We start from the raw sequence: 16,717 nt of genomic DNA, 5'->3' as shown, positions 1-16,717 counted from the left end.
AAGCCATGAAATGGCAGGTACAGGAAGCAAAGGCGAGGTTCAGCGAATTTCTGGATGCAACGTTGAAGAAAGGCCCGCAGATCGTCACCCGGCGCGGTGTGGAAACTGCTGTGCTGGTGCCGATTGAAGAGTGGAAGCGAGTTCAGAGCGGCGCTCCCACTACGCTGAAAGACTGGCTTCTTGCGCCAAAACCGCCATTCGAAGTCGAAGTGCCGGAACGAGGAAAATCCCGTCGGCGTCCGACCGTTGAGTTTGAATAATGTACCTGCTCGATACCAATATCATTTCCGAACTCAGGAAGTTGAAACCGCACGGCGCCGTGCTGTCATGGTTTCAAACTGTGTCGACGCCGCAGATTTTCCTCTCAGCCGTGACTATTGGCGAATTGCAGGCCGGAATCGAAATGACCAAGAAGCAGGATTCTATCAAGGCTCTGGAGATCGAAACCTGGCTCGGAAGTCTTCCGGCTTCCTTTCAGGTGCTTCCAATGGATATGGAGTGCTTTCGCGAATACGCCCGGCTCATGAATGGTCGAAGCCACGACTTGATAGAAGACGCCATGATCGCAGCCACGGCCCGGGTTCACCGGATGACGGTGGTCACCCGCAATACGAAGGACTTCCGGTACTTTCCTGTGGAGACCTATAACCCGTTTCACTACAAGCCCTAAACTAACTGGGCAGTCATAGGCTTCTTCCGTGGAGCGGTCTTCTTCGCTGCAGCTTTCGGCTCTCTCTTCTCTACTTCCGGCATCTTCGGAATGTCATCTGCACTAGCTTTGCCCTCGGCTATCTGCATGAAGAAATCCTGCGCGCTGAAAGCAGGCAGGGATTTGCCGACCGGCGTTCCACTTGCTCGTACATAGCCACCATCTCCGCGTAGCAGGCGCGTCTTCACCGTATCTACAAGATAGGCAGCCAGAATCTCATTGCGCAGACGCGCACAAAGCTGCGCGTCCTTCACTGGAAACACCACTTCGCACCGCTCGAAGAGGTTGCGCGGCATCCAGTCCGCGCTGCCGCAGTAGAATTCTTCGTTCCCGCCATTGGCGAAATAAAAGATGCGGCTATGTTCGAGGAAACGTCCTACCAATGAGCGGACTTGAATGTTTTCGCTGACGCCCTTGAGTCCCGGGCGCAGCGCGCAGATACCGCGCACAATTAAGTCGACCTTTACGCCTGCCTGCGAAGCGGCGTATAGCGCCTCGATGACGCTTTGTTCCAGCAGCGAATTCATCTTGGCAATGAGGTGTGCCTTGCGCCCGGCCTTCGCGTGCTCTGTTTCCCGCGCGATCAGCCGGATAAAGCTCTCGGCCAGCGTCAGGGGAGCTACCAGCAGAGGCGCGTAATCATCGGATTCCGAATGCGCCGTCAGATAGTTGAAGACGCTGTGCACGGCGGCGGTGATCGCGGGATCGGAAGTAAGCAGGCTGATATCGGTATAGAAGCGTGCCGTCACGGGGTTGTAGTTTCCGGTGCCGAGATGGGCATAGCGGCGAATGCCTCCATCGGGATCGCGCCGTACGAGCAGCGCCAGCTTGCAGTGTGTCTTCAGCCCCACGATACCGTGAAATACCTGCACACCGGCATCTTCGAGGTCGCGCGCCCAGCGAATGTTCGAGGCCTCGTCGAAGCGGGCCATCAGCTCGACGACAACTGTCACCTCTTTACTCTGCGCGGCATCGACCAGTGCGCGGAACATGGGCGAGTCGGAACTGGTGCGGTAGAGCGTCTGCTTGATCGAGATGACATTCGGGTCCGCCGCCGCGGCTTCAATAAAGCCAACGACCGCGTCATATGAATCGAATGGATGGTGCAACAGAATATCGCGGTGCCGCAGCTCATCGAAGAGATCGGCTGACTTGCGATTCAGGCGCAGCTCGTGCGGGACGAAAGGTGGATATTTCAGATCGGGCCGCGGCGTGTCGCTGTAGAGATTCATCAGGCGCGACAAATTTACCGGGCCATCGGTACGATAAATCTGGGTATCGTCCAGCTCGAAATTTACCCGCAGGCGGTCAATGATTTCCGGGTCGGCTCCTTCTTCGATTTCGAGCCGCACAGCATCGCCCTTGCGCCGGTTGTGGAGTTCTGAGCGCACGGATTCAAGCATCGAGCGCGCTTCTTCTTCCTGGAAGTAGAGATTGCTGTTGCGGGTAACCCGAAACGCCGCCTTGGAAAGAATTTCGTAGCCGCGATACATACCGGCTGCGTGCTTCTCGATGAGATCATGCAGGAAGATGAAATCATGCGTATCGTTTGTGGAGGAAGGCAGATGCACCAGGCGCGGTAACGCGCGAGGGACCGTGACCACACCCAGCACCGGCCCCGCCGTGCTCTTGCGCTTGCGGCGCAACAATAGGGCGATGCAGAGGGCTTTATTCAGCACACGCGGAAACGGATGAGCCGGGTCAATCGTAATCGGCGTGAGCAGCGGATCTACTTCCTTCTGATAGAAAGTTGTTGCCGCCTGGCGTGCGTTCTCATCCATCTCGTCCCAACTCAGCACTCGTACCCCGGTGTCGCAGAGGGCGGGCAGCAGCTGATCGTTCCAGCAGCCATACTGCTCATTCATAAACGAGTGCATGTCCGCTGTAAGCGTGTCGAGGGTCTGTTGTGGCGTTATGCCTTCCGGACCGAGATCGGTATAACCGTCTTCAATGCGCTGCAAAAGGCCGGCCACGCGGATTTCTACAAACTCGTCGAGATTGCTCGCCGTGATAGCCAGAAACTTCACCCGCTCAAGCAGCGGATTCGCAGTATCCTGCGCTTCTTCCAGAACACGCCGGTTAAATTGCATCCAGGACTCATCCCGGCCAATCAAAAGATTCTGCTGTCGCGTCGCTGCTCTTGCGCTCATAAGGTCTGCTTACCGTGGCTCAGAGGGAAAGTGTACACAATCTGCTATACGCCGGCGCACGGGGTAAACGTGTGAACAAGCTGCAAAAAGCCGGATTTGACGGCAGCAATGCCGCTCAACGAGGATAAAAGTAACCGTGGAGGTAAATACAATGGGGAATCAGGGTTGTAGCGAACCGTTGATACAGGATACGGCGACAAAACTCTTTCAAACCGCGGCGCTTTTGCTGGGTGATGAGTCGGAAGCGGTTCAGTTAGTCGAAGAAACCATGTCTGCCGCCGAGGTCGATCCCTGCGCCGACGGCACTCAGGCTCAGCTTGTGCTGCAAAACCAGCTCGTCGAAGCCGCGGTTCGTACGCTGAGCGTACGTGATCCTGGCTCTTTTGCGGTCGCGGCCAGCATCACTGGCAATCCTCTCTGCATCGACGACGACGATCTGTCGGCTTCCGGCGTTTCGCCCGCACAACTCAGCCAGCTTCTTGAGGGTGGGGGCCGCGGCCAGCTCCGCGACTGGCTGGAGCACTTGCCGGCCTCGCAGCGCGTCATCTTCGTGGAGCGTGCCTTGCTCAAACAGAACAATGCTCTTGCCGCCGAGGTTCTGCGAGCCGGTGGAGGAGAAAATGCCGCTGGATGGACAGCCGAAAAGGTCAGCGAGGCCTTCCGCCAGGCGCTCTGCTCGCTTGCTACCTCACTGGTTCACTCCGGAACCGCCGTTCCTGCCGTTTAACTCTGGTCGCCGGGCCTTCCCGGCGGCTTGAGATGTCAATTCGGATGTAAAATTAGCTCATCCAGAGCGCAAGATACTGATTTCCTGCTATTTTCTGAACTTTTTACGTCCTTTACGGCATCCAAATTCCGTAACCTAAAGTGAAGTATTTATCCCAGAAACATCTTCTAAGGTGATTTGTACGTGCGTGTAACCAGAAACGAATGGCGGTGGCTGTTCGCCAGTGGCTTTGTGCTTCTCTCCGCATCAACGCTTGTGGCACAGATGCCCGCCCAGAGCAGCGGCACCTCGTCTATTCCCAGCCCGTACCAGATTCCTACCCCACAGCAGGGCGGGAGCGGGTACCAGGGAAGCGTGGCAGAGGACAAGCCAGTGGATGGCGTGCTTCCGCTCTCCCTCGATGACGCGATCCAGCGCGGGCTGAAATACAATCTCGGTTATATCCTCAGCAACCAGAATACTTTGGCGGCCAATGGCTCGCGACTCGGAGAGTTGCAGGCCCTCCTGCCGACCGTAAGCGCCTCACTCAAAGAATCCGTCCAACAGGTCAATCTAGCGGCAGAAGGCCTGCGTATCCCCGGCTTTCCGACGATTATCGGACCCTTCGGATACACGGATCTTCGTGCCTCGCTGAGCTGGTCGCTGATCAATGTCGCGTCTCTGCGGAATTACCTGGCCTCGAAGCACAATTTCCAGAGCTCAAAGCTCTCTGTCGATGACGCTCGCGACATGGTGGTTCTCACGGTCGGCAACGCTTACCTGCTGGTGGTTGCGGATAAGTCCCGCATTGACAGCGCCCAGGCGCAGGTTGATACCTCGAAGGTTTCGCTGGATCAGGCTGTACAGAACCATCAGGCAGGTACCGCTCCGCTGCTCGATGAGCTGCGCGCCCGTGTCGATTACCAGACGCAGCAGCAGACGCTCATCAACGCGCAGAATACTTACGAAAAAGACAAGATCGCCCTCGCGCGCGCGATCGGCCTGCCGCTCGAACAGAAGTACAGCCTTACCGACCAGGCGCCATACGCCGCGCTGGACAATGTCGATCCTGATACAGCGGTCCAACAGGCGCTTGCAAGCCGCAGCGATCTGAAGGCAATGGAAGAGCAGCTGAAATCTGCGCAGCTGGCTCGCTCAGCGGCAACCGCCGAGCGCTATCCGACAATCAGCTTCACCGGTGATTACGGCGATATCGGCGTCAACTTTGGCAATTCCCACGGAACCGGCGACGCCACCGGCTCGATCGATATTCCGGTGCTCGAAGAAGGAAAGCTGCGCGGCGATGCCCGACAGGCGCAGGCCCAGCTTGAAACCAAACGAGCGCAGTTCAGCGATATTCACGGGCAGATCAGCGCCGATGTGCGCGACAGCATCCTCGACATTCGGGCTGCGGAAAAACAAGTGGAAGTATCTCGCAGCAACGTGGAGCTGGCGACGGAAGCCCTGAGCGAAGCGCAGCAGCGCTACGCCGCCGGAGTCTCGGATAATCTCGCCGTATCGCAGGCGCAGCAATCCGTCGCGCAGGCAAATGATCAGTATGTTGACAGCCTGTATGCGCACAATATTGCCAAGCTCTCGCTGGCGCGCGCACTGGGTGTGGCTGAAAAGAACTACAAGAGTTACGTTGGAGGAAAGTAAAGTGGCCGAGCAGACTGCAGAACAGACCACAGAAAAAAATCGCATAGACCAGCCGAACGATGAGGTCGCGCAGAAACCGCGTCGCCGGTTCATCATCATCGGCGTCGTTGCTATCCTGGTAGTTGTGGGCCTTCTCTGGTGGTGGCACTCCACCTATTACGAGGACACGGACGACGCGCAGGTCAATGGACACCTGATCCAGATAAGCGCGCGCGTGGCCGGGCACATTCTCAAGGTCAATGTCGATGAGAACCAATACGTCGATGCAGGCACTGTCATTGCTGAGCTTGATCCCAGCGATTTCCAGACCGCCGTGCAGCAGGACGAAGCCAATCTTGAGAGCGCCGAAGCCAGCTATGAGGCTGCGAAGGTGACTGTTCCGGTCACGCATATCAATACCGGCAGCACTTTGACCTCCGCAGGCGCCGATGTTTCCAGCGCTTCATCGCAGGTTGTTCAGTCTGAACATCAGTTGCAGGCCGCGCAGGCCGCTGTGCAACAGGCGGAAGCCAACAACACCAAGGCACAGCTGGATCTGCAGCGCTATAAGCCGCTGGTCGAGAAAGATGTTATCTCGAAGCAGCAGTTCGATGCAGCCGTAGCCTCTGCGGACGGTGATAAGGCCGCGTTGGAGCAGTCCAAGGCTCAACTTGAAGCAGCAAATTCAGCTGTTCGCGTTGCCAAAGACAAAGTAGCCTCGGCGCAGGCGTCCTATAAGAACGCCGAAACCGGGCCGCAGCAGGTAGCCATCCAGAAAGCCAAGGCGGATCAGGCTGCCGCTATGGTCGAGCAGTCCAAGGCTGCGCTGGCCCAGGCCAAGCTGAACCTTAGCTACACCCAGATTGTCGCTCCGACAGCGGGCATTGTGACCAAGAAGAGCGTGGAAGTAGGCCAGAACGTCAGCGTAGGGCAGAATATGGCGACGCTGGTTTCGCTGGACGACATCTGGATCACCGCCAACTTCAAGGAAACGCAGCTTGAACACATGCGGCAGGGTCAGCATGTCACCATCAGCGTAGACGCCTACGGCGGTCGCAAATATGACGGCAAAATCACCCAGATCGGCGGCGCAACCGGCTCGGTTTTGAGCCTTTTCCCGCCGGAAAACGCCACTGGAAATTACGTCAAGGTGGTTCAGCGCATTCCGGTGCGCATCGACCTGACGGACCGCAACGAGAATTCGGATCACCTCCTGCGGCCAGGTATGTCGGTCGAGCCGAAGGTGAAAGTAAAGTAAATTTATAGCTCTAAACCGCCGTCATTCTGGCGACCGAATGAGGAAGAATCTAAAGCTCACATGGCTGGAGATTCTTCGCCTTCGGCTCAGAATGACGGCTTTTTTCTTCTGCAATATGCTCACCTCATTTGCTTGGGTTTGTGAAGTTTTGGCAAAATTCGCCCGATCAGCCGCCGTTGCCCAATTCGCCGGTTCCACAGGGTTCCAATCGCATCTAAACTAAGGAAACTGGAGGACTGGAATATGAGCAAGACCGCGCTGAAAGAGGTCACGTCTACCAACAAAGCGGATCACATCACCCCACATTGGCATCAGACCGCCAAAGAAATCCAGAAATTCGGCACAGTCATCGCCGATATGCCGATTGGCATCAGCGAGGACTCGCGCCGTGAAATTACCGGCCGCCTCAATATTCTTCTAGCCGATACGGCCAGCCTGCGCGATCTCTATAAAAAGTCGCACTGGCATGTTGGCGGGCCCACTTTTTATCAACTTCATTTGCTCTTCGATAAGCATTTCGAACAGCAGGTAGAACTGGTCGATGGCCTGGCTGAGCGTATTCAGATGCTCGGCGGCGTGAGCATCGCCATGGCACATGACATTGCTGAAATGACTCGTCTCGAGCGTCCTCCCAGAGGCCGCGAAGAGGTGCCGGTCATCATCTCTCGCCTGCTCGAGGCGCACCGCATCATTCTCGAAGACGCTCGTAAGCTGGCAAAGAAGGCCAGCGACCTGGGCGATGACGGCACTAACGACCTGTTGATCAGCGATGTCGTCCGCACCAACGAGATGCAGGTTTGGTTCGTCAGCGAACACCTGGTTGAAATGCCGCTTGTCTTCGCGAAGTAAAATCCATCACATTTACAGAAGGGGCCGAATCCGCAATGCGGGTTCGGCCTGCGCTTTTTGATGATCCATCTGGCTTCGCACGGTTTGTGGGATTAGACTGGTTCGCGTCTGGGAGGCGGTCATGCATTATCGCCGGGTCCTCATATTTTCGATCGCGTCTTTGCTGTGTATGTCCGCGGCTGCCAAGGACAAGAAAAAGACCTTGCTGCCGATCGATGTTCTTCAAGCGCGAACAGTGTGGGTCATTATCGATCCTGAAGCTGGAGTCGACGTTGAAGACCCAAACGCCAACCGCATCGCCCGTGAAAATGTAGAGAACGCTATCGCAAAGTGGGGACGGCTCTCGCCGGTAACAGATGCTTCGATGGCCGACCTCATCATCACCGTGCGGAAGGGAAACGGCAAGCTAGTACAGCCAACGATTGGCGGCACGCCCATCAACAATTCCCCGCCTGTCATCATGCAGCCGAGCGATTCAGGAATCAATGCGGCAGGTCACGCTGGAGGTCCTCAGCCGCAGACTTCCGGGCCACGTCCGCAGATGGAAGTCGGTTCCACGGAGGACATGTTCGTCGTGTATCGCGGCGATCCCAATCACAACAGGACGTCGAATCCGCTCGACTATCCGCCTGTGTGGCGCTACTCCGCGAAAGACGCGCTTGAATCTCCCGGCGTCCCTGCCGTGGATGTATTTCGAAAGCTCGTTGCTGAGTCAGAAAAACAAGCAAATACGCCATAGTTACTCCACCCGCAGCATCGCTACCGGATCGATATGCAGCGCCTTCAACACATTCGGCACGGCTGCAATGATTACAGCCAACAGAATCGTTAGGGAGGGAATCGCCAGCATGCTTATATCCGTGGCTTTCACCTGGTAGAGCAGCGATTCAATGTATCGCCCGGATGCCATGCCTGCTGCCAGTCCCGCGACCGCGCCGAGCGATACCGCAACGAAAATTCCCGCTGTTACCTGGCGCGCGATATTGCCGGCCTGTGCACCAAGTGCCAGCCGGATGCCAAGCTCGCGCTGCTGCTGCTGCAATGAGTAATTGAGCACCCCGTATAAACCAATTCCAGCGAGGAGTAGCGCTACGGCGCCGAAGAAAAACGCCAGCGTTGCCAGCAGGCGCTCGCGGATGGTCTGCGCTTCGTTCAACTCCTTCTGGGTGATTACATTGCTTATGTGAAAGCCGGACCGCGTACGCGACACTTCCTGACGAAGAGTCGTTGCCAGCGCCAGGGGGTTCGACGAAGCCGTGCGCACGATGAAAGTCTCATCGCTCTCCGGTGACAGTCCGCCCTTTGCGTCCTTGTGGTGGAAGGGAACAAAGACAACCGGCAGCATCGGCGAGCGAATGCTGCTGTAGTAGGCGTCGCGCATTACACCAACAATCTGCATGCGTTCACGCGAGCCATCATCGGACGCCTTTTCAACAGCCCGTCCGACCGGATTTTCGCCATTCAGAAATTTCCTGACGAATGTCTCGTTCACAATGACAGCGTTCGGATACAGATCGCCATCGCGGAGATCCCTTCCGGCAATGAGCGGAATCCGCATCGTCTCCAAAAAACCGGGAGAAACATTCAAAAAATAAGCAAGGTCGATGCTCGGCGGCCCTCCGTTGATTGAAATGGAGTCATTCCAGTTGTCGCCTTTCAGCAAAGGGAATGCAGATTGCGAAACGCGCTCGACGCCTGGCACCGCGCGCAAACGCTCCGCTACCTGGTCCCAGTAAATCGATGATTGCGCGGGCCGGCTTGTCGTCTCCAACAGAAGGATGCGCTCCGCGGAAAACCCCGTCGGCTTGTTGGAAAGCCGTTGAAAGGTAGTCACAAACAATCCCGCTACAAACAGCACCAGAAAACAGAAGGCCACCTGCAGCGCAATCATCCCATGCATCAGCCTTCGCCGCGAATGCGGATCGTCTCCGCCCTTCAAGACGCTGACTGGCTTGACCGCAGAAGCGCGCAGCGCGGGCAGCAGCCCGAAGAGCAGGATGACACTCAGAGTGAGCGCCATGCCGAATCCCAGCACCCGCCAGTCCGCCGGAAGAATCAGGCGTGCCGGATTGTCCGGCGGATTGATCATGCTGACCACAAACGGCGCAGACCACCATGCAAACAACGCTCCGCTGGCCGCGGCGAAGAAGGCGAGCATAGCGCTCTCCACCAGCACCATCTGCACCAGCCGCCATCGTCCCGCACCAATCGAAACCCGCAGCGCCATCTCGCGCGCTCGAGCCGCCGCCTGCACCGTCATCAGGTTGGCTACATTCGCGCAGGCAATCAGCAGCACCATCAACACCAGTACGGCCAGCGCACTCAGCGCGCGGCTGTATTCCTGCTGCATTCCTGATGCCCCGGTCGGCGCGGGTTCCATTAGTACCTGGTTGGCGAGCACACCCTTCAGCGTCTGCTGCGACAAACCTGTCTCGCCGCTTAGCCTCTTCTCTTCAAACGCATGGCTCACCGCCGCCAACTTCGCGCGGAGAGGCTCAATCGCAATGCCCGGTTTCATCACCGCCAGTGTACGAATCCATGTCGAGTCCTGCCGCGTCACACTGTGGTGCATCATCGTCGGAATGAAGATATCGACAACCGTACCCGGTTCAGTTCCGCTGAATTTCTTCTCGCTTACGCCAACGATCTCGTAAATGCCATCTCCGAAATGAAACGTACGCCCAATGATGTGAGGATCGCGCCCGAAGCGACGGCTCCAGTAGTCGTACGAAATCACCGCATACGGAGAGGCTCCCGGCTGCCGATCATCGTTCTCCGTGAATAAACGACCTGCCGCAGGCTGAATACCAAACGTCGGAAACATCCATCCCGACACGAACTGGAGATTGGCCTTTTCCATCTCCTGATCGGTTTTGTATGTCACATCTGAGCGGTCTGCATACGAGATCGCGATCAGTTCAGCCTGATCTTTCGCAGCGGCACGCATTTGCGCAAAAGCCGGGTATGCCCAGGAATCCCACTCTCCGGGCTTGTTGTCAAAACCCATTCCTTTCCGCGATAAAACATACAGCTGCTCCGGATGTGCCACAGGCAAAGGACGCCACAGCAGAGCATCGATCAGCCGGAACGCGGAAGTACACGCGCCAATCGCCAGAGCCAGTGACAGAATCGCCGCAGCGGAGGTGATCTTGTTCCGCTTCAATTGCCGCCAGCCGAAGATCGCGTCAGCCCGCAGCGAGTCCAGCCACGCGATTACTTTCACATCGTGGCTTTCCTCGCGTTGCCGAAGAGCGCGTCCCAGTGCGCGTCGCGCCTCTTCAGGATCGCGCCCCTGCTCCACCGCTTCGGCGACATGCGCTTCGAATTCTTCCTCGATTTCGCGGCTCAGACCATCTCCGCGAAAAACGTTCGCAATCCGCGACCAGAGCGACATCTCACACCGTCCTTAAAACGCGATTCACCGCTGAAGTCACAAGCTGCCAGCGCGACTCCTCGGCAGCGAGCTGCTTCCTACCTGCTACCGTCAGCTCATAAATGCGTGCCCGCCGTCCTGTATCTTTCGTGATCCACTCGGCGCGAATCCATCCCGCCTCTTCCATCCGGTGCAGCGCGGGATAGAGCGAGCCCTCTTCCGCCCGCAGCACATCCTCCGACATCTCGCTGATTGCAGACATGATGGCGTATCCATGCTGGCGCGGCCTGCGCGAAAGAATCTTCAGCACCAGCAGATCGAGAGAACCTTGCAGCGAATCAGACTTTGGCATACTCAGCCATCTATATATAGATGGCTGAGTATGAATGTCAATAAAATTCGGTGGCCTGCATATCGGGAACTCCGGTAACGTAGATACGGATTGGCCTTGATTTGCGCCTTTCGTTGCTATTCGCGCATCAAAATGACATCTTTATAGTTACAGCCGGTCCGGAAATCTCATGCCAGTCGCTCTCAGCTTTTTCATGCAATACGGTTACGTCATCCTGTTTACCTGGGTGCTGGTTGAGCAGATTGGTGTGCCCATTCCCAGTGCTCCGCTGTTGATTACTGCCGGCACTCTAAGCGCGACGCACAAGATCAACCTTCCCTTTGCCCTGCTGGCGATCGTTCTTGGCTGCCTGGTCAGTGACACGACCTGGTATTTCATGGGCAAACGTTATGGCGGCGTGGTGGTCAGGCTGCTTTGCCGCCTTTCCATGGAAAGCAACACCTGCGTCAAGAAAACGGAAGGCTATTTCACCCGTAACGGTGAGCGTGCGCTGCTCGTGGCAAAATTCATTCCCGGGCTCAGCACCGTGGCGCCGCCGATTGCCGGCCAGACAAACATGCCGCTGCACCTGTTTCTAGCCTACGACGCTGCCGGGTCGCTGCTCTGGGCGCTGGCGTTTACGCTGGGCGGACGATTTTTCGGCGACTTCCTCAAGCACTCGAACATCGTTTCCAGTGTGAGCCATTCCGCGGGCGTTCTCTTCATTCTGCTGTTGATCGGCTTCCTGATTTACCGTTTTACACGCCAGCGCGCTTTTATCAAGGAGATGCGCACGGCACGACTTGAGCCGAACGATCTGAAGAACATGCTCGACAACGGCCAGCAAATCTACATCGTCGATCTGCGGCATCCCCTGGATTACCTGCCCGACCCGCGTACTTTACCCGGCGCCGTTCTGTTAACTCCGGACAAACTGGTCGAGCATACGGATTCGATTCCCCGCGATCGCGACGTTGTCCTCTTCTGCACCTGTCCCAGCGAAGCTACGGCTGCGAAGATGGCTCTGACGCTGCGCAAAGCAGGCATATTCCGCGTGCGCCCATTGCGCGGTGGATTCGACGAGTGGAAGCGCCTGGGTTACCCACTGGAAGCTATTCCCGAACTCGAAACCGCCACTGCGTCCCACGCAGTATCTTCCTGAAAGCGGTTGGCATCGCGTTGCGCAGCAGTAGAAGCATGCGACGGCACTACAAAACTGCTTGATTCCAAACTGACGACGTCTCGATATCCATCTCCGTTGTAGCCGCTGCTAAGCGTGTGCTACCTTGCTCAAAGCAAATCCAACGGGAGTTTTGAGCTAAAAATGGCGTTTACTGAAACGTTCCGCTGTGATGTGTGCAGTAAGGCGAAAAGCGAAGGATCAGAAGACTGGTGGCTGGCCTGGACCGAACACATTTCGCCGCTGCCGGGCACTGAGCCAACGCCGCAACTTCGCTTTATGCCCTGGGGCATGCTTCTTTCGCATGAGGCAGATGTGCGCCATCTATGCGGATCGCGCTGCGCGCAGACCCTGATGGATCGCTGGATGCACTCCGGCGGTTGAATTATTTCGGATTCATCCAGCCGCCGCAGTTGGCGGTCAGTGCGTCGGATTCCTTTGGCCCCCACGTGCCCGGATCGTAAGAAATGACTGCAGGCGGCTCGGCCAGCACCGGATCGAGAATACGCCATGCTGCTTCCACGTAGTCCTGCCGCGCAAACCAGGTCTGGTTACCGCGCATGGCATCTTCAATCAGTTCTTCATATGGAAGAAGATCATTAGTCCCGCATTCCTGCCCTGCTTCTAACTCCACCATACAACCACGCAGACGGTCGCCCGCCTCCTTCACTGATCCACCTATGGCGATAACCGGCGTCGGGCTCAAGCGGAAGCGGACATAGTTCTGTGGCGTCAGCTTTTCTGAGAAGACCGGAGGCGTCTGCCGCAGCTTTGCAATGACTTCTGTCGCCGTAACCGGCAGCGATTTACCCGTGCGGATAAAGAAGGGAACGTCCCGCCAGCGCCAGGAATTGATATGCAACTTAAGTGCGGCAAATGTCTCAACTTGTGAACCGGGTTTTACTCCGGGCTCATCGAGATAGCCTTTGAACTGCCCGCGCACCAGGTCGTGCGGCTCCAGTGTCTGCACGCTCTTCAGCACCTTCATGCGCTCGTCACGCAGCGCCTCCATGTCCGTACACGGCGGCGGCTCCATCGCAATATTGCTCACCACTTGCAGCAGATGGTTCTGTACCACGTCGCGGATTGCGCCCACACCGTCATAAAATGCGCCTCGGCCCAGGACGCCAAATTGTTCTGCCATCGTAATCTGCACGCTTTCGACAAATTGACGGTTCCAGATCGGCTCAAGAAAGGTATTGGCGAAGCGAAAGAAGATGACATTCTGAACCGAATTTTTCCCGAGGTAATGATCGATGCGAAAGATATGGTCTTCATCAAATACACGATGAATTTCTGCCGAGAGGGCTGATGCCGAAGCGCGATCATGCCCGAAGGGTTTTTCTACAATGACCCGCCCGCCATCCGCGCAGCCAGAGGCCTTGAGCTGGTCATTGACCTTTCCAAAGAGGCTCGGGGGAATCGCCAGATAGTGCACTGGGTGCTTTGCACTGCCCATCTTCTGCCGCACTTGCTGAAAGGTGGAAAGCTCATTGTAATCACCGTCGACATATTCGAGCCGTTCGAGCAGTTTCGGCATCCCCACGGGATCAGCGCCGCCACCGTTCTTTTCCACGCTGTCTTTGGCGCGATCCTTGAATTGCTCCAGATTCCACCCGGCCTTGGCCACGCCAATCACCGGCATATTCAGCTTGCCGCGCTTGGCCAGACGTTGCAGGGAAGGGAAGATCTGTTTGTAGGCAAGATCGCCGGTAGCTCCAAAAAATACCAGTGCGTCAGATTGTGTCTGATCCATGTCGCCCCTGTCTGAAGTTTTCTCCCTATTGGATGATGCAACCGATCCATGGGAGCGCAACCCGTCAGTTTATCGCGGAATGGATAAAGGCGAATGAATGCCCGCAGAGGTGTCAGTCAAATGGGCGCATCCTATCGATAAATGCTATGGCCTCAGGCCAAACCTCTTATCTCGAAAATCAATAGATAAGGAAGTTGACCTCTACATGGACTTCGACTGGGACAGGCTTGTTTTGATAGGTTGCCGGTTGAAATTTGTATTTCTGGACTGCCTCAATAGCTTTTTGGTCCAGCTCAAGCGCTGCTGGTTGAAGACTCGGATCCAATCCTTCTGACATAGAGCGTATTAGACGTACATCATAGGGCTTGCCGTCAGAACCAACAACAAGGGACACGACTGACTTGCCACTGAGTTTTTTCTTTCTTGCTGTACGCGTGAATTTTGGATCAGGAGCGTAGACCACTTTGGGCGCCGTTACTCCGTCGACAGCATGACAGTTTATTGGAGCATTAGAATCGCATATCCGTAATTGCCCCATCCCTGCATTGGTTGCATTTCCTTGTTGGCTGGACTGTCCTACATCTTGCTGTTGTACGTTCGATGTGGAAAAGTCATTAGGCTTAATTGCTTTTGCGCATGGAACGAGTCCACACAGCGCTATCAGTAAGGCAGTCACTTTAATCATGGAAGGCATGCTTAGAATCGGCAGCAGTATACCATGAGCTGTCGGGTGCCAGGTCTGCGAAGAAGACCTGGCACTGCTGCAATCAAAGAGAGATTGGAATGCATCCCGGTTATGGAGCCCACCAAGAAACATATCGGCTGAATCGAGATAGATCATCACCAGCGTCTACTATGAACAGAGGCGCGCATTTGTGCCGGGGAGAGAAAGCGACGTGGCCTATGACGACCTGCGGGATTGGATCAAGACGCTCGACAAGGCGGGAGAGCTGAAACGCATCCGCGAAGAGGTCGATCCTATTCTTGAAATCGCCGAGATCACCGACCGCGCCTCGAAGTCGGCGAAGGGCGGTCCGGCGCTCCTCTTTGAGAACGTCAAAGGTTACGCGGGCATTCCGGTGCTGATGAACCAGTTCGGCAGTGAACGACGCATGAAGCTGGCGTTGGATGTCGATTCACTGGACGAGGTGGCTGGACGCATCCGCGCGCTGCTCGATGTGAAATCGCCGGAAGGCTTTCTGGAAAAGCTGAAGATGCTGCCGATGCTGGCGGATATCGGCAAGTTTTTTCCGAAGACGATTGCTGCAAAGGACGCTGCGTGCAAGGAAGTCATTCTCAAAGAAAACTTCAGCATTCTCGATTTTCCCGTGCTGCAATGCTGGCCGCTCGATGGAGGCCGCTTTATCACGCTGCCTTGTGTTGTGACCCGTGACCCGAAGACGGGCAAGCGCAACGTTGGAATGTATCGGATGCAGGTGTATGACGGCCAGACGACTGGCATGCACTGGCAGCGGCAGAAGAATGCTGCCGAGCATCTGCGTGAGCGCCTGCGTGCAGCGGTGGGCACTACGGCTTCGGCACATGTTAACGCGATGGCTGAAACCGCTGGAGGAACGCAAAACATTACGCTGACCAACTTGAAAGATGACCGTCTCGAAGTTGCTGTGGTCATCGGGACTGATCCGGCAACGACGTTTGCTGCTATCGTTCCGGCTCCGCCTGAGGTTGAAGAGTTCATGATCGCCGGATTTCTGCGCCAGAAGCCGGTGGAGCTGGTGAAGTGCGAGACAGTGGATCTTGAAGTTCCGGCACATGCGGAGATTGTTCTCGAAGGCTATGTGAAGCTCGACGAGCTGCGCAGTGAGGGTCCCTTCGGCGACCACACCGGCTTCTATACGATGGAAGAGGATTACCCTGTCTTCCATATCACATGCATCACTCACCGCAAGAATCCGGTGTACGCGGCGACGATTGTGGGCAAGCCGCCGATGGAGGATGCGTGGATGGGCAAAGCGGTGGAGCGTATCTTTTTGCCGCTCATGCGCCTGACTCTGCCGGAGATTGTGGATGTGAATCTGCCTGCGGAGGCCGTCTTTCATAACCTGATGATTGTGAGCGTTCGCAAGAGCTATGCGGGACAGGCACGCAAGGTGATGAACGGCATCTGGTCGATGGGGCAGGCGATGTTTACCAAGTGTGTGATTGTCGTTGATGAGGACTGCGATGTGCAGGACCTGAGAGAAGTGACGTTGCGCGTGGCGAATAACATCGATCCCGAGCGTGATATTCAGTTCACGCTGGGTCCGGTCGATTCGCTCGACCATGCTTCGCGTCTGGCTAATTACGGCAGCAAGATGGGCATTGATGCTACGCGCAAGTGGACCGCCGAAGGCTTTACGCGTCCGTGGCCACCGATGATCGAGATGGACTCCGCTACGAAGACCAGAGTGGACGCAATCTGGAAAAAGCTAGCCATCGAGTAGATATGTTCTTTTGAAACTTCGTTCACCAAATTTGTGTCATTTTATCTGAGCATCTAATTTCTGCATTCTTCTTTTTGTGGAGACTGATTTTGAGATTTCCCCCAATCAGGAATTCATGCAAGCTGCTTTTCTTATCCTTGTGCCTGAGTTCTTTCGTCTGCTCCTATGCTCAGGAGCGTGTTTTAGCGCCGAAAGCGGCATTTGGTTATACGTGGAAACTGGACGATCTTTCAGCAAAGCCGAAGACCGATGAGTTTGCGATCGATCCATCTTCTGACCCGATGCCGGGCTATCACTGGAAGGGTCTGCTGGTGCAATCCTTC

Annotated in this window: 16 protein-coding genes; 11 read left to right on the top strand and 5 right to left on the bottom strand. The window is 56.1% G+C overall.

The window, feature by feature from the left end:
- The first annotated feature begins 5 nt into the window (after positions 1-5).
- Both GSQ86_RS11835 and GSQ86_RS11830 read left to right on the top strand, forming a co-directional pair.
- Positions 6-260 (top strand): type II toxin-antitoxin system Phd/YefM family antitoxin, encoded by a 255-nt coding sequence (locus tag GSQ86_RS11835; protein WP_158750158.1) that lies wholly within the window; start codon positions 6-8, stop codon positions 258-260.
- Entirely contained in the window at positions 260-670 is a 411-nt protein-coding gene (locus tag GSQ86_RS11830) for a type II toxin-antitoxin system VapC family toxin (protein ID WP_158750157.1), read from the top strand. Before GSQ86_RS11835 ends, GSQ86_RS11830 begins: the two co-directional genes overlap by 1 nt.
- On the opposite strand, the gene ppk1 is transcribed toward GSQ86_RS11830, so the two are convergent.
- The gene (gene ppk1, locus GSQ86_RS11825; RefSeq protein WP_158750156.1) at positions 667-2,859 is read right to left on the bottom strand and encodes a polyphosphate kinase 1; all 2,193 of its coding nucleotides are present in this window, start codon (positions 2,857-2,859) and stop codon (positions 667-669) included. The genes GSQ86_RS11830 and ppk1 overlap by 4 nt on opposite strands.
- A gap of 136 nt (positions 2,860-2,995) precedes the next feature.
- Here ppk1 and GSQ86_RS11820 point away from each other — a divergent pair, with 136 nt between their 5' ends.
- The 5 genes from GSQ86_RS11820 to GSQ86_RS11800 all read left to right on the top strand — a co-directional run bounded on the left by GSQ86_RS11820 (position 2,996) and on the right by GSQ86_RS11800 (position 8,049).
- Positions 2,996-3,586: a hypothetical protein gene (locus tag GSQ86_RS11820; protein ID WP_158750155.1), complete on the top strand. Its 591-nt coding sequence runs from the start codon at positions 2,996-2,998 to the stop codon at positions 3,584-3,586.
- A gap of 183 nt (positions 3,587-3,769) precedes the next feature.
- The gene (locus tag GSQ86_RS11815; protein WP_254062330.1) at positions 3,770-5,224 is read left to right on the top strand and encodes a TolC family protein; all 1,455 of its coding nucleotides are present in this window, start codon (positions 3,770-3,772) and stop codon (positions 5,222-5,224) included.
- A gap of 1 nt (position 5,225) precedes the next feature.
- Entirely contained in the window at positions 5,226-6,461 is a 1,236-nt protein-coding gene (locus tag GSQ86_RS11810) for an HlyD family secretion protein (RefSeq protein WP_254062329.1), read from the top strand.
- Positions 6,462-6,704: 243 nt separating this feature from the next.
- Positions 6,705-7,310, top strand: a complete 606-nt coding sequence (locus tag GSQ86_RS11805; protein ID WP_158750153.1) for a Dps family protein — start codon at positions 6,705-6,707, stop codon at positions 7,308-7,310.
- 121 nt (positions 7,311-7,431) lie between these two features.
- On the top strand, positions 7,432-8,049 hold the full coding sequence (locus GSQ86_RS11800; RefSeq protein WP_158750152.1) for a hypothetical protein: 618 nt from the start codon (positions 7,432-7,434) through the stop codon (positions 8,047-8,049).
- Here the strand turns inward: GSQ86_RS11800 and GSQ86_RS11795 are convergent, their stop codons facing one another.
- Together GSQ86_RS11795 and GSQ86_RS11790 are read right to left on the bottom strand one after the other, a co-directional pair.
- Positions 8,050-10,704: an ABC transporter permease gene (locus GSQ86_RS11795; protein ID WP_158750151.1), complete on the bottom strand. Its 2,655-nt coding sequence runs from the start codon at positions 10,702-10,704 to the stop codon at positions 8,050-8,052.
- 1 nt (position 10,705) lies between these two features.
- The gene (locus tag GSQ86_RS11790; protein WP_158750150.1) at positions 10,706-11,035 is read right to left on the bottom strand and encodes a PadR family transcriptional regulator; all 330 of its coding nucleotides are present in this window, start codon (positions 11,033-11,035) and stop codon (positions 10,706-10,708) included.
- Between the two features lie 169 nt (positions 11,036-11,204).
- On the opposite strand from GSQ86_RS11790, the gene GSQ86_RS11785 reads away from it, so the two are divergent.
- Positions 11,205-12,176 carry a VTT domain-containing protein gene (locus tag GSQ86_RS11785; RefSeq protein ID WP_158750149.1) on the top strand — a complete coding sequence of 324 codons (972 nt, stop codon included), beginning with the start codon at positions 11,205-11,207 and terminating at the stop codon, positions 12,174-12,176.
- A gap of 162 nt (positions 12,177-12,338) precedes the next feature.
- Positions 12,339-12,578, top strand: a complete 240-nt coding sequence (locus tag GSQ86_RS11780) for a hypothetical protein (protein WP_158750148.1) — start codon at positions 12,339-12,341, stop codon at positions 12,576-12,578.
- A gap of 1 nt (position 12,579) precedes the next feature.
- Here GSQ86_RS11780 and zwf read toward each other — a convergent pair whose 3' ends face one another.
- The gene (zwf, locus tag GSQ86_RS11775) at positions 12,580-13,950 is read right to left on the bottom strand and encodes a glucose-6-phosphate dehydrogenase (RefSeq protein WP_158750147.1); all 1,371 of its coding nucleotides are present in this window, start codon (positions 13,948-13,950) and stop codon (positions 12,580-12,582) included.
- Between the two features lie 178 nt (positions 13,951-14,128).
- Positions 14,129-14,791 (bottom strand): energy transducer TonB, encoded by a 663-nt coding sequence (locus tag GSQ86_RS11770; protein ID WP_158750146.1) that lies wholly within the window; start codon positions 14,789-14,791, stop codon positions 14,129-14,131.
- 55 nt (positions 14,792-14,846) lie between these two features.
- Here GSQ86_RS11770 and GSQ86_RS11765 point away from each other — a divergent pair, with 55 nt between their 5' ends.
- Both GSQ86_RS11765 and GSQ86_RS23080 read left to right on the top strand, forming a co-directional pair.
- On the top strand, positions 14,847-16,394 hold the full coding sequence (locus GSQ86_RS11765) for a UbiD family decarboxylase (RefSeq protein ID WP_158750441.1): 1,548 nt from the start codon (positions 14,847-14,849) through the stop codon (positions 16,392-16,394).
- Positions 16,395-16,483: 89 nt separating this feature from the next.
- The coding region (locus GSQ86_RS23080) for a hypothetical protein (RefSeq protein WP_216841125.1) at positions 16,484-16,717 on the top strand (234 nt) is incomplete at its 3' end.

Origin of the sequence: Acidobacterium sp. S8, from assembly GCF_009765985.1 — a bacterium.
Taxonomy (GTDB): Bacteria; Acidobacteriota; Terriglobia; order Terriglobales; family Acidobacteriaceae; genus Alloacidobacterium.
This window is presented reverse-complemented; position numbering and strand designations above follow the sequence as displayed.